Annotated in this window: 11 protein-coding genes; all 11 read left to right on the top strand. The window is 63.2% G+C overall.

From position 1 onward, the window contains the following. The first annotated feature begins 143 nt into the window (after nucleotides 1–143). On the top strand, nucleotides 144–755 hold the full coding sequence (locus tag NKI69_RS21900; RefSeq protein ID WP_128302790.1) for a CGNR zinc finger domain-containing protein: 612 nt from the start codon (nucleotides 144–146) through the stop codon (nucleotides 753–755). After that, on the top strand, nucleotides 748–1,284 hold the full coding sequence (locus NKI69_RS21895) for a hypothetical protein (protein WP_206638000.1): 537 nt from the start codon (nucleotides 748–750) through the stop codon (nucleotides 1,282–1,284). Before NKI69_RS21900 ends, NKI69_RS21895 begins: the two co-directional genes overlap by 8 nt. Before the next feature lie 218 nt (nucleotides 1,285–1,502). Beyond that, nucleotides 1,503–4,997 carry an indolepyruvate ferredoxin oxidoreductase family protein gene (locus NKI69_RS21890; protein WP_352629869.1) on the top strand — a complete coding sequence of 1,165 codons (3,495 nt, stop codon included), beginning with the start codon at nucleotides 1,503–1,505 and terminating at the stop codon, nucleotides 4,995–4,997. Between the two features lie 144 nt (nucleotides 4,998–5,141). Continuing rightward, complete coding sequence (locus tag NKI69_RS21885) at nucleotides 5,142–7,454, top strand: putative bifunctional diguanylate cyclase/phosphodiesterase (protein ID WP_352629866.1); 2,313 nt, start codon at nucleotides 5,142–5,144, stop codon at nucleotides 7,452–7,454. A 301-nt stretch (nucleotides 7,455–7,755) separates the two neighbouring features. Further along, nucleotides 7,756–8,535: an N-acyl amino acid synthase FeeM domain-containing protein gene (locus NKI69_RS21880; protein ID WP_013528206.1), complete on the top strand. Its 780-nt coding sequence runs from the start codon at nucleotides 7,756–7,758 to the stop codon at nucleotides 8,533–8,535. Between the two features lie 120 nt (nucleotides 8,536–8,655). Continuing rightward, nucleotides 8,656–8,805, top strand: a complete 150-nt coding sequence (locus NKI69_RS21875; RefSeq protein ID WP_013528205.1) for a DUF3096 domain-containing protein — start codon at nucleotides 8,656–8,658, stop codon at nucleotides 8,803–8,805. A gap of 204 nt (nucleotides 8,806–9,009) precedes the next feature. Then, the gene (locus NKI69_RS21870; RefSeq protein WP_013528204.1) at nucleotides 9,010–9,234 is read left to right on the top strand and encodes an aa3-type cytochrome c oxidase subunit IV; all 225 of its coding nucleotides are present in this window, start codon (nucleotides 9,010–9,012) and stop codon (nucleotides 9,232–9,234) included. Between the two features lie 85 nt (nucleotides 9,235–9,319). Next, entirely contained in the window at nucleotides 9,320–10,588 is a 1,269-nt protein-coding gene (locus NKI69_RS21865; RefSeq protein ID WP_352722528.1) for a Re/Si-specific NAD(P)(+) transhydrogenase subunit alpha, read from the top strand. Further along, on the top strand, nucleotides 10,588–11,013 hold the full coding sequence (locus tag NKI69_RS21860; protein WP_006339983.1) for a proton-translocating transhydrogenase family protein: 426 nt from the start codon (nucleotides 10,588–10,590) through the stop codon (nucleotides 11,011–11,013). Before NKI69_RS21865 ends, NKI69_RS21860 begins: the two co-directional genes overlap by 1 nt. Before the next feature lie 6 nt (nucleotides 11,014–11,019). Next, nucleotides 11,020–12,417 carry an NAD(P)(+) transhydrogenase (Re/Si-specific) subunit beta gene (locus NKI69_RS21855; protein ID WP_352611587.1) on the top strand — a complete coding sequence of 466 codons (1,398 nt, stop codon included), beginning with the start codon at nucleotides 11,020–11,022 and terminating at the stop codon, nucleotides 12,415–12,417. Between the two features lie 131 nt (nucleotides 12,418–12,548). After that, nucleotides 12,549–13,958, top strand: a complete 1,410-nt coding sequence (locus NKI69_RS21850) for a hypothetical protein (protein WP_245273295.1) — start codon at nucleotides 12,549–12,551, stop codon at nucleotides 13,956–13,958. The last annotated feature ends 63 nt before the right edge of the window (nucleotides 13,959–14,021 follow it).

The following is a 14,021-nucleotide window of genomic DNA, read 5'->3' as shown; positions in this document are numbered from 1 at the left end:
AACCTCGAAGCATGCCGCCAAAAGTGCGAAGCGGTCTTGGCCAACGACATGCTCAAAAGGCTGCGGAGACCGCCGCATCCCGGAGTGAGGTTGCATCGTTGAATCTAACTTGTCAAACGCGATTTATCGGTTAGATTCTAGGCATGACGGTATCCTGGACCCCGCACCGCTTCACCGGCGGCTTGCTTGCGCTCGACACGGCGAACACCGTCGTGCTGCGCGGCGATCCGGAGCGGACGTTCGATCGCTTCGACGACCCGGCCGAGATTGCCCGCTTCGCCGATGCGGCGAGCCGCTTTCGCGCCGCCGAACTTGGCGAAAGGCCGCTGGCGGTATCCTCGGCGGTGGCGATCGCGCCCGTCGTGCTGTCGATCCGCGAGGCGACGGACCGGCTGTTTCGTGATGCGGCGTCGAAGGGCGCGGTTGCCACCACTGATCTGCCCGGATTCCTGAGAGCCTGCGGCGATGGCCTTGCCGGCAGCCGGACCGAGATCGGTGCGCCGGGGAGGCCCTTCGGTGATCCCCTGACTCCGATCGCCTTCGAGGCGGCACTGGCGGTTTCGGCGCTGTCCCTTCTGCGCGACGACACCGTCGCGAGGCTCAGGATCTGTCCCAACTGCACCTGGCTGTTCGTCGACAGAAGCCGCAATTCCAGCCGCCTTTGGTGCGACATGGCGGTGTGCGGCAACAGGCAGAAGGCAAGCCGTCACTATCGTCGCCGTCGCATGGCGGAAAATGAGGTCAAGAATGCGTAGCGGCCTTTCCCATTCGATCCTTGTCGGGGCGGCACTCATCGCGGCCGTTGCGCTCGGCGCCTGCCGCGATACCGGCAATGACGAAGGCAAGCTGTTCGAGATTTCCGGCAAGATATTCGTCTTCAACTACCGCCTCGCAAGGGCGACCTATGTCGTGACCCTGCGGCCGCTGAAGCCGATGGGAGAGGGCCAGGTCGCGGTCGCCAGCTTCCAGGATCCCGCCGGCGGCGTGCCTCTGGTGGTCGAGCAGAAGGTCTGGCCGAAGCTCGACAAGGTGACGCTGGAGAGCCCGGCACTGACCTGCGTCGTCAAGAACAAGCCCTATGCGATTGCCATCAGCATCAAGGGCGCCGACGGCGCGGTCCTGCAGAAGATCGATACCACGCTGATGTCGACGGAAGACCAGTCGATCCTGCCCGACCGGCCGCTGGTCATCGATCAGCTCTACACCGCCAACCCCGATCTCGTCGGCCATCCCGACGGCAAGCTGCCGGGCGAACCGAAGCCGGATTGCTCGAAGGGCGGCTGACGCGTCGCGGCCATCCGGGCCGCAGCTGAAATTTCCGTGCGCCGGGCAATGTCCGCGGATCGTTTCATACCCTATTCAGGATGGCCGCGGACTGTTCGTTGCGCGTTGCCTGGCATCTGCGATTTTGTTTGACCTGCCTTGCAAGGGGAGAAAGGATGCGTCATCCGACCCCGACGTTGGCTGCCTGCCCCGCGTGGCCTCCGCAGAGGAAATGCCTGATGACGCTGCACGACGTCGCGCTCGACGACAAGTTCGATCTCGCAAAGGAGCGCATCTTCCTGTCTGGCGCGCAGGCGGTCATTCGCATGCTGCTGATGCAGCGCGAGCGCGACCGTCGCGCCGGCTTGAACACGGCCGGCTTCGTCTCCGGCTATCGCGGTTCGCCGCTAGGCGGCCTCGACATGCAGCTGTGGAAGGCGAAGAAACAGCTCGCCCAGGCTGACATCGTCTTCCAGCCGGGTCTCAATGAGGAGCTGGCCGCCACCGCTTGCTGGGGCGCGCAGCAGACGGAACTGCTGGGCGAGGGCACTCATGACGGCGTCTTTTCGGTCTGGTACGGCAAGGGGCCGGGCGTTGACCGCTCAGGCGACGTGTTCCGCCATGCCAACCTCGCCGGCTCGTCGAAGCATGGCGGTGTGCTCGCTCTGATGGGCGACGACCATATGGCCGAATCCTCGACCAATGCGCACGCCACCGAATTCCTGTTCGTCGACACGATGGTGCCGATCCTCAATCCCGCCGGTGTCCAGGAGATCATCGATTACGGGCTCTACGGCTTTGCCATGTCGCGCTTTGCCGGTACCTGGGCGGCGATCAAATGCGTCAAGGACAACATCGAATCGACCGCCTCGGTCGATGCCTCGCTCGAGCGGCTGAACATCGTCGTGCCGGACTTCGACATGCCGCCTGGCGGTCTCAACATCCGCCACGAGATCGACATGCTCGGCCAGGAGGAGCGGCTGCATGAGCACAAGCGCGCCGCGGCCTCCGCCTTCATCCTTGCCAACGGGCTGAACCGCATCGTCTATTCGGGCGGCCGCAACCCGAAGATCGGCATCATCACGCTCGGCAAGAGCTACCTCGATGTCCGCCAGGCGCTGGACGACATCGGCATCGACGAGGCGGCCGCCAACCGCATCGGGGTGCGGCTGTTCAAGGTAGGCTGCCCCTGGCCGCTCGACCTGCATCACATCGCCGATTTCGCCCAAGGCCTCGACACCATTGTCGTCGTCGAGGAGAAGCGCTCGCTGATCGAGGTGCAGTTGCGCGAAAGCCTTTATGGCACTGCCACCCAACCAGTCATTATCGGCAAGAAGGACGAGCGCGGCGACTGGCTGTTTCCGGCCAAGGGCGCGCTCGATCCCAACGAGATCGCCATCGCGCTTGGCGAGAGGATCGTCAGGACCATCGGCCCGTCCGAAGAGATTTCGGCGCGGGTGGCAAAACTGCGCCAGTTCCAGGCAATGCTCACCGAGGCCACCGACATCGGCTCGCGCACGCCGTTCTTTTGCTCCGGTTGCCCGCACAATTCGTCCACCAAGGTGCCGGACGGCTCTATCGCCGCGGCCGGCATCGGTTGTCACTTCATGGCGCTGTGGATGGACCGCAACACCGTCGGCTTCACGGCCATGGGCGGCGAGGGCGCGCAATGGGTCGGCCAGGCGCCGTTCTCCAAGCGCGAGCACATCTTCCAGAATCTTGGCGACGGCACCTACAACCATTCCGGTACGCTGGCGATCCGCTTCGCGCTGTCGAGCGACGCCAACATCACCTACAAGATCCTCTACAACGACGCCGTCGCCATGACCGGCGGCCAGCCGCACGAAGGCGGCCTGACCGTCGACATGATCGCCAGGCAGGTGCGCGCCGAAGGCGTCGACCGCATCGCCATCGCCACCGATGAGCCCGGCAAATATGCCGGCAAGGCCGAATTCCCGGCCGGCGCCACCATCCATCACCGCGACGACCTCGATCTCGTCCAGCGCGAGCTGCGCGAGGTCAAGGGCGTTTCGGTGCTGCTCTACGACCAGACCTGCGCCGCCGAAAAGCGCCGTCGCCGCAAGCGCGGCACCTTCCCCGATCCCGACAAGCGGGTCTTCATCAACGAACTGGTCTGCGAAGGCTGCGGCGATTGCGGCGTGCAGTCGAACTGCGTCTCGATCCAGCCGGTCGAGACCGAATTTGGCCGCAAGCGCAAGATCGACCAGTCGAGCTGCAACAAGGATTTCTCCTGCGTCAACGGCTTCTGCCCGTCCTTCGTCACCGTGCACGGCGCCAAGATCCGCAAGGCCGAGGGCCTTGCCGGCAAGGCCGATCCGCTGGAAGGCGTGCCCGTGCCGGCGCAATTCCCGCTTGGCGAGCAGGGCTGGGCGGCGATCATCGATGGCGTCGGCGGCACCGGCGTCGTCACCGTCGGTGCGGTGCTTGGCATGGCGGCGCATCTCGAGGACAAGGGCTGCGGCATGATCGACATGGCCGGCCTCGCCCAGAAGGGTGGCTCGGTGTTCACGCATGTCCGCATCGCCCGCACCCCGGACGACATCCATGCCATCCGCGTTTCGGCCGGCAAGGCCGATCTGGTGCTTGGCTGCGATCTCGTCGTGTCGGGCGCCAAGAAGGTGCTGACCGCTGTGCGCGAGGGCCACACCATCTTCGTCGCCAACACCGCCGAGATCATGCCCGGCGAATTCGCCCGCTCGGCCGATTTTTCGTTGCCGACAGAGCGGCTGAAAAAGGCGATCCGCGCGGCAGCGGGCGACGACAAGGCGCATTTCTTCGACGCCACCCGCACCGCCACGGCACTTTTCGGCAATTCGCTCGGCGCCAACATGTTCATGCTCGGCTTTGCCTTCCAGCACGGCGGCCTGCCATTGTCGGCCGAGGCCGTCGAAAAGGCGATCGAGCTCAACGGCGAAGCCGTGGCGATGAACATCGCCGCTTTCCGCTGGGGACGTCGTGCTGCCTATCAGCCGGATTTCGTGCGCCGGCTCGTTGCCCAGCCGGGTCCGGCCGTGGCTGGAAAGGCCGACCAGGCCACGGATATCGCCGAGACGCTGGACGACATCATTGCCCGCCGCGTCGCCTTCCTAACCGCCTATCAGAATACGGCCTACGGCAAGCGTTATGCCGAAAAGCTGGCCGTTTTGCGCGCCGCCGAAGCGAAGGCCGTGCCGGGTTCGACTGCGGTGGCGCAGGCAGCCGCCAGGAACCTGTTCAAGCTGATGGCGATCAAGGACGAATACGAGGTGGCGCGTCTTTACACGGACGGCTCTTTCGTCGCCGAACTTGGAAAACAGTTCCAGAGCTATGAAAAGCTCGAATTCCACCTCGCTCCGCCGATCATGGGCCGTCGTGGCAATGACGGCAGCCCGAGGAAATCAAGCTTCGGTCCGTGGATGATGAAGGGCTTTCGGGTTCTGGCGGCGATGAAGGGCCTGCGCGGCACCGCCTTCGACCTGTTCGGCTACACCGCCGAACGGCGCATGGAGCGGCAGCTGCTGGCGCGGTACGAGGCGGATCTGGAGCTCATCGCCGGATCGCTGGCCCCGGCCAGGGTCGATGCGGCGGCTGCATTGGCTTCGGTGCCTGCCCTCATTCGCGGCTACGGCCACGTCCGTCGAGCCAGCGCCGACAAGGCTTCGAGCGAACGCCAAAGGCTGCTCGAACGCCTGTCGAGTACGCCGGCGCGGCCCGAACTTCAGGCCGCCGAATGATCGATACGCCTTGTTTACCTGAACGACAGTTTCCTTGCTTTCCGTTACGTCACTCGGCTTGACGGCAGGAGCGCGGGGGTCTCTCTAAATCTTTCTTAAGGCGGATGTGGCACTGCTTGGCTCCCCAGGGTTGGGATTCAGGCGTTGAATCTGAGAAAAAAGAACGAGATTCCGGTCGACGTCTACATTCCGTTCGTGGAAACCTTGTTTCGCGACGGGCTGACGCTTTCGATCGGCATTCTCGCGCAGACTTTCCTGATCGGCCTTGTCTGGTGGAAGAACGGCGATCCGCGGTATTTGCTGGTCGCCATCTCGATGGTTCTCGTCGGTGTGTTCCGCATGAGAAACTTTCGAAAATACAACAGCATGCCTTCGCCGACGACCTGGGAAGAAGCGCACAAGCGTGAGAATGACTACATTCTCTATGGCTCCCTGCATGGCTTGACGCTTGGCGCCTTCTGCCTGCTCGGCATCTATTTCGCGCGCGACGGTTTCGCCGAAATCGCCTCCGTTTGCCTGACGCTTGCGACGGCGACCTCCATCGCCGGCCGCAACTACGGCTCGCCGCGCATGGTCACCATCCTGACCATTGCCTTGACCTGGCCGATCTCGCTGGGCTTCCTGCTGCGCGGCGACATCTACCATGTCCTCCTCGGGCTCCTGTCGGCGCCGTTCCTGTTCGCCATCCGGAAATTCGCCAACACCGTACGCGATGTGCTTTTTGCGGCCGTCTCGGAAGAAAAGAAGGCCAACCGCATCGCCCAGCGCTTCAATCGGGCGCTCAACACCATGTCGCACGGCCTTGTCATGCTCGGGCCGGACGGCCGCGTCGCGGTGGCCAATGCCGAGGCCGCGCATTTGATGTCGCTCAAGTCGCCGGATGCGCTGCTCGGCCGGTCGATCCATGGTCTATTGATGCGCGGTGTCGCCGGCGGCATGCTGGCGCCCAAGGATTGCCGCTACATCGAGGCGCAGCTGACGCGTGCCCTGCGCGAGGGCCGCGACCGCAAGGTGCTGGTTTCCCTCGCCAACGGCCAGCATTATGAGTTCTCGGCTCGCGAAGGCAGCCAGGAACTGGGCGTGATCACCTTCGAGGACGTCACCGCCCGTGTCGAGGCGGAAGACAAGATACGCTTCATGGCACGTTACGACAACCTCACCGGCCTGCCCAACCGCGCCTATTTCCATGAACTGGTCGGCGAGGCCATGGCGTCCGGCGATCGCGATCGTCTCTGCGGCCTGGCGGTGCTCGACCTCGACGATTTCAAGAGCGTCAACGACACGCTTGGCCATCCTATCGGCGACGGCTTGATCTATGCCGTTGCCGAGCGGCTTGCCGCCATTGCCAGGCAAGATATCACGGTCAGCCGTTTCGGTGGCGACGAGTTCATGATCTTCTTCGACCGCGTCGAGGATGAGAGCCATCTGACCAGCCAGCTCGACGAGATTTTCGCCGGCCTGCAAGGGGAAGTCGACGTTGCCGGTCACGGGCTGCGCATCCAGGCCAGCGGCGGCGCGGTACTGTCGCGGGTCAAGGATACCGATGTCGACGCCATGATCGTCAAGGCGGACCTGGCGCTCTACAAGGCCAAGGAGCTCGGCAAGAACAGCTGGCGGCTGTTCGAAGCCTCGATGGATGCCGCTTTCCGTAACCGTCAGCTGATGAAGGCGGATCTGCGCACAGCCGTGGAAAGCAAGAGCCTGCGGGTGGTCTATCAGCCGATCGTGGCGATGAGCACCATGCGCATCGCCAGCTGCGAGGCGCTGTGCCGGTGGGATCATCCCGATCTCGGGCCGATCTCGCCCAGCATCTTCATTCCACTGGCCGAGGAAATGGGCATCATTTCCGAGATCAGCACCTTCGTGCTGCAGGCAGCCTGCGCCGAATGCGCCAAATGGCCCGACCAGACCAGCGTCTCGGTCAATCTCTCCGCCAAGGATTTCCGCAGCCGCGATGTCATCCAGAAGGTTCGCGATGCGTTGGCCGGCACCGGCCTCGCCGCCTCCCGGCTCGAGATCGAGGTCACCGAAACGGCGCTGCTCGACGACAAGTCGCTGACGCGCCAGTATATCGAGGAGCTGAAGCAACTTGGCGTGCGCATCGCGCTCGACGATTTCGGCACCGGCTATTCGAGCCTGAGCTACCTGCACAAGCTGCCGCTCGACAAGATCAAGATCGACCGCTCGTTCCTGATGGACGTTACCCAGAATCCCCGTTCGCTCGAGCTGCTCAAGGGCATCGTCAACCTGTCGCGGCCGCTGGGGCTTTCGGTGACCGTCGAAGGGGTCGAGACCTTCGAGCAGCTCAAGATCCTGGCGCTGCAGGTCAAGCCTGATCTTGTCCAGGGGTTCCTGTTCGGTTCGGCGCTCAGCGCTTCCGGCATCGAGACGATGTCGAACACCGTATGGCCCTTCGCCAAGGATATCAGGACCGCCAAAAAGGCGGTACGTCGCTGATTTGCGGCGTATGGCGCATGGTGCCCAGGCACCGAGAGCCCATCCCTGTTTCCTTCAAGAGGCTCGAGGTTTCCCTGCACGTCGCGGGCCATGCCAAAATTTCCGCCGCTTCCCGTCATGTCCGAGATATGCTCTTTCCCCGTCGCGACGCAGAAAATCAAGAAAAGCACTATTTTAGTCTTATTTTAGCAATCGTTAACCTTAACGACTGGTAAACGGGCTGCTTCCCATTTTCATCTTTTACATCCCAGGACCCTGTCGTAGTGTCGGATCGCGGCGGCAACGTACGGGGATTGAGTTGATGATTGTGCAGTTGAGTTCGCTTCGTCCCGTGACGGGCGAGGACGGCAAGGACGCCGCCGACACCATGTCCAGCTTCGCCCGCAACGTCTCGGCGATGCTTGAGCGGACAGAGTACCGCCGCTGCGACAAGGGCGAAGATCTCGAGGACATCTACCGCCTGCGCTACAAGTCATATCGCTCGAACGATATGGTTCCCGACAACGAAAACCATACCATTCACGATGAGCTCGACGAGGCACCGAATGTCTACCGCTTCGGGGTCTATATCGACCAGGAACTCGTCAGCACGCTGCGTATCCATCACGTCACCTTGGCAACGCCGATGTCGCCTTCCACCAAGGCCTTTGGCGACATCGTCATGCCGATGCTTCGTGACGGGCTGAGCTTCATCTGCCCCAGCCGTTTTGCGTCCGATCCCGAATGGTCGCGCGTCTACCCGCAGATTCCTTACCTGACCCTGCGGCTGGCCGGCATGGCGTGCTTCCATTTCAACGCGCCCTACTGCCTGTCGACCATTCGTGAGGATCACGCCGGCTTCTACAAGCGTATCTACTACTCGGAGAAGATCAGCGAGTCGCGCGCCTATCCGGGCGTTTTCAACAAGGTCGTGCTCTACCGCGCCGACGTCAACGCCATCCGCGAGCGGTCCTTCTCACGGTTCCCGTTCTTCCGCTCGACGCCAATGGAACAGCGCATGCTGTTCGATACGCCGCATGTCGGAGAACTCGCGCCGCTGACCATCCTGCCCACGGCAAAGTACTATCACGAAGCCGCCTGATACGGCAGGATTCACACGATTTTGCAGGGCCGACAGGGAGCCTTTTGGCGACTTCGGCGTTCTGGGTGCGGCCACGAGCAGCGCTCCGGGTCGATTCTGAAGTTTTTGAGGGAACCCGTCATGACCATTTCCACACTTGCGCTCACCCCGCTCATCTCGCTGATCGCCGGCGTGCTGATCCTGGTCATGCCAAGGCTGTTGAACTACATCGTCGCGCTTTATCTGATCGTCGTCGGGTTGCTCGGGCTATTTCCGCATCTAGCCGGCTGAGGCGCCGGCTGCACGCAGGCGTCCGCTTTCGGAGCATCTTTCCGCATCAAGCACCGGATCCAGCGATTGGACTCCGTCGCGCGTCGGCAGCCGGCTTCAACCTTTCTTTGAGGCAGTTGTCGGTTGTTGTGCGGCAATAGCGCCATTGCTCTCGGCCCGGCTTTTCGCTATGTGCCTGAAAGATGTCTTCGAAGGGGTATTCCTATGGCTGATCACTCGCCGACCGGTCCTGTCGAACTGGGCGCGAAGATGGACTATGCCGAGCATGACCGCACCTATGCGGGCTTCCTCGCGCTGGCCAAGTACGGCTCGCTGTTTTGCGGAGCCCTGCTTCTGGCGATGGCCTTCGGCTTCTTCGCGGGCGGCTTCTTCTCGGCGACCATTCTGTTCGTGCTGATTCTGGCTGTCGGCGCCTTTATCCTCCGATAGATTTTTCCGACACCTTGTCCATGGCGCCGCCGCGAGGCCGGCCGGCGTCTTGCGGGAAATAGCTTCCGGCCGAAAGGATCATGCGGTGGGACAGACGGTTTTCATCCCTCGTGAACTCGATGCCAACGAGCCGCGCGTCGCGGCCTCGCCCGATACGGTGAAACGGCTGGCGGCGTTGGGCTTCGACGTCGTCGTCGAGGCCGGTGCCGGTCTGAATTCGCGCATCGTCGATGCCGACTATGCGAGCGCCGGCGCCGCCATAGGCAAGGCTTCCGATGTCGCCAAGGCCGATGTCGTGCTGAAGGTGCGTCGGCCCGGCGATGCCGAACTGAAGAGCTACAAACCCGGTACAGCGGTCATTGCCATCATGGATCCCTATGGCAACGATGCCGCCGTGGCAGCCTTTGCCAAGGCCGGCGTCACCGCTTTCTCGATGGAATTCATGCCGCGCATCACCCGCGCGCAGTCGATGGACGTCTTGTCCTCGCAGGCCAATTTGGCCGGCTATCAGGCGGTGATCGACGGGGCTTCGGAATATGATCGCGCGCTGCCGATGATGATGACGGCTGCCGGCACGGTGCCGGCGGCGAAGGTCTTCATCATGGGCGTCGGCGTTGCCGGCCTGCAGGCGATCGCCACCGCGCGGCGTCTGGGTGCGGTCGTCACCGCCACCGACGTTCGCCCCGCCGCCAAGGAACAGGTCGCCTCGCTCGGCGCCAAGTTCCTCGCGGTCGAGGACGAGGAATTCAAGGCTGCGGAAACGGCCGGCGGCTACGCCAAGGAAATGTCGAAGGAATATCAGGCCAAGCAGGCGGCACTCACATCAGAGCACATCGCCAAGCAGGATATCGTCATCACCACGGCGCTTATTCCCGGCCGGCCGGCGCCAAAGCTGGTGTCGGCGGCGATGGTCGCCTCGATGAAGCCGGGCTCGGTGCTCGTCGATCTGGCGGTCGAGCGCGGCGGCAATGTCGAGGGCGCTGTACCGGGCCAGGTGGTGACAACGGCCAATGGGGTGAAAATCGTCGGCCATCTCAATATGCCCGGCCGCATCGCGGCGTCGGCATCGCTGCTCTACGCCCGGAACCTGTTTGCCTTCGTTGAGACGCTGGTCGACAAGACGACCAAGACGCTTGCCATCAATCGCGACGACGATCTGGTCAAGGCGACGATGCTGACCGATGGCGGCAAGATCGTGCATCCGGCTTTCATAAAGGCCGACCAGCAGCCCCATGTCGAGCCGGCCGCAATCCCGGCCAAGACCATGGTCGCCGACGCTTCGCCCAAGAAAGCCGCGCCCAAGAAGGCGGCCGCCTCCAAGTCGCCCTCGTCGAAGCCGAAAGGGATCGCGTGATGGACCAGACCCTGCAGAAAGCCCTGGACCAGCTCGACCAGGCTTCCGCCGCCGTCCGGCTGGCGGTGCAAAACATGGCGACCGCGCCTGGTGGTGCCGACGCTGCGGGTGATGCTGCGCATGCGCTCTCCGGGGGCGCCATCGATCCCTTCGTCTTCCGCTTCGCCATCTTCGTCCTGGCGATCTTCGTCGGCTACTACGTCGTCTGGTCGGTGACCCCCGCACTGCACACGCCGCTGATGGCCGTCACCAACGCCATCTCCTCGGTCATCGTAGTCGGCGCGCTGCTTGCCGTCGGCATCGCCGCCTCCGGCATTGCCGCGGGCTTCGGCTTCGTCGCGCTGATGCTGGTCTCGGTCAACATCTTCGGCGGCTTCCTCGTCACCCAGCGCATGCTGGCCATGTACAAGAAGAAGGACAAGTAGAGCGCCATGAACGCCAACTTCGCGTCCTTCCTCTATCTGGTCTCCGGCGTTCTGTTCATCATGGCGCTGCGCGGCCTGTCGCATCCGACCACCAGTCGCCAGGGCAATCTCTATGGCATGATCGGCATGGGCATCGCCATCGCCACCACGCTGGCGCTGGCAACCCCGTCAGCGGGCCGCTTCGGCCTCATCGTGCTCGGCCTTGCCATTGGCGGCGGCGTCGGCGCCGTCACCGCGCGGCGCATCGCCATGACCTCGATGCCGCAACTGGTCGCCGCCTTCCACTCGCTGGTCGGCCTCGCCGCCGTCATGGTGGCGGCCGCCGCCATCTATGCGCCGGAAAGTTTTGGCATCGGCACGGATGGTGACATCCACGCCCAGGCGCTGATCGAGATGAGCCTTGGCGTCGCCATCGGCGCTATCACCTTCACCGGCTCGGTCATCGCCTTCCTCAAGCTCGATGGCCGCATGTCGGGCAAGCCGATCATGATCGGCGGACGCCACTTCATCAACGCGGCACTTGCCATCGCGCTCGTCGTGCTGATCGTGCTGCTGGTCACCACGGAATCGAAGCTGGTCTTCTGGCTGATCGTTGCCGCCTCGCTGGTGCTCGGTATCCTGCTGATCATTCCGATCGGCGGCGCCGACATGCCGGTCGTCGTCTCGATGCTCAACTCCTATTCGGGCTGGGCAGCTGCCGCCCTCGGCTTCACGCTCGGCAATCTGGCGCTGATCATCACCGGCGCGCTGGTCGGCTCATCCGGCGCGATCCTGTCCTACATCATGTGCAAGGGCATGAACCGAAGCTTCATCTCCGTCATTCTCGGCGGCTTCGGCGGCGAGACGGCAGCTCAGGCCGACGACGGCATCGAACGCACGGTCAAGCAGGGCTCGGCCGACGACGCCGCCTATCTGATGATGAACGCCCAGAAAGTCATCATCGTGCCGGGCTACGGCATGGCGGTTGCCCAGGCGCAGCACGCGCTGCGCGAAATGGCCGACAAGCTCAAGGCCAATGGCGTCGACGTGAAGTACGCCATTCACCCGGTCGCCGGCCGCATGCCCGGCCACATGAACGTGCTGCTCGCCGAAGCCAATGTGCCCTACGACGAAGTGTTCGAGCTCGAGGACATCAACTCCGAGTTCGCGCAGGCCGACGTTGCCTATGTCATCGGCGCCAACGACGTCACCAACCCGTCCGCGCGCGACGACAAGTCCTCACCCATCTACGGCATGCCGATCCTCGATGTCGACAAGGCCCGCACCTGCCTGTTCGTCAAGCGCTCGCTCGGCTCCGGCTATGCCGGCATCGACAACACGCTGTTCTACAAGGACGGCACCATGATGTTGCTCGGCGATGCCAAGAAAATGACCGAAGAGATCGTCAAGGCGATGGACCACTGATCGGCGATCACTTGAGACACGCCAAGGAACGCCCGGCTCGCGTCGGGCTTTTTCTTGGCTTGATGGCGATTTCCAGGCTACGATGAAGAATTCCCGTCTCGCTGGCGGGATTGTCGTCAACGGAGACGTTGGTGCCCGACCCCATCATCGCACCGCCGCCCGTCGGAAAACCGCCGCGCAAGCCTGGCCAGGCGGTGGTGATCGTGCATGGCATGGGCGAACAGCGGCCGATGGATACGCTGCGCGGCTTTGTCAGCGCCGTCTGGAGCCATGACCCCAGTCGCGCGCCGTTTTATGCCCATGTCGCCGATCCGGCCGACCCCGCCGGCGCGAAGATCAACCAGAGCTGGATCACACCCGACAGCCGGACCAATTCATACGAACTTCGCCGGATCACCACGCCTTACGATGTCGATGGCCGCCGCACCGATTTCTACGAGCTCTACTGGGCCGACATCACGCAGGGCACGACGCGGGGCCGACTTGCCGCCTGGGTGACAAACCTGCTGTGGCGCAAGCCCGCCGACATACCACCCGACGCCCGAAAGCTCTATCTGGTCACGCTTCTGGCCGTCATCATCGTTCTGGTCGCGGCTCTCGCGCTTGCGACGTCGGTTTGGCAGCAGCAAATTTCGTGGACCGTCGGCGCGCTCGTCACCATCCTGGCCTCGTTCGTCATCTGGTCAGTGGATCGTTTTGGCCTTCCCTATTTCGGCGATGTCGCGGCCTATGTGCGCGCTGAAGCTGCAACCGTCGAGAAGCGGGCTCTGATCCGCAGCCGTGGTCTGAAGCTGCTGAAGTGTCTGATGATGGACGATACCTACGATCGCATCGTGCTGGTCTCGCACAGCCTCGGGTCGATGATCGCCTATGACCTGCTGCAGATCTTGTGGGCCGATTTCAGGCCCCGAAAACTGGAGGCCATCCGCGACAAGGCGAAACTGAAGGCGATCCACGCCATCGACAAGGCGACGCTCGTCGCCGGCTCGGCATGGCCCGGCAGCCTGGACGATCTTGCCGGCTTCAGGCGCCATCAGTGGGAACTCTATCGCCAACTGCGCACCAAGGACGACAACCATGGGCCTTGGAAGATCAGCGATTTCGTCACGCTTGGCAGCCCGCTGACCCACAGCGAATTTCTGGTGACGCACAATCTCGCCGAATTCAGACGCGGCATCGCCGAGCGTCTGTTCTCGGCATGTCCGCCGGTCGCCGAGGGAGCGGCGGCCGGTGGCACATTGCTTTATCAGGAAGGGCGCAACCGTTCTTCGGGCAAGCCGCAGCGCGCGGTGCATCATGGCGCGGTGTTTGCTGCGACGCGCTGGACCAATATCTTCGACCGCGGCAACGGTTGGCTGACGGGGGATCCGATCTCCGGGCCGATGGCGGAGAATTTCGGCCCGGGCGTGGAGAACATCCAGGTCGAGCTACGCGGTTGCCTCGGCCGTGTCTTCACCCACACGCTGTACTGGTCGTTGACGGCGACCGGTGTCGAGGTCGGCGATCGGCCGCGCTCGCATCTAGAGCGATTCCTATTTTGAGAGAATCGTAGGATTCCCAAAGCCGGATGTTTGTGATTCAAGATGCTGGCTGGATTGGAGGCC

The organism is Mesorhizobium sp. M0491 (assembly GCF_040321265.1).
Taxonomy (GTDB): Bacteria; Pseudomonadota; Alphaproteobacteria; order Rhizobiales; family Rhizobiaceae; genus Mesorhizobium.
Note: the sequence above shows the minus strand (reverse complement) of the source record. Positions and strands in the feature narration are given on the sequence as shown.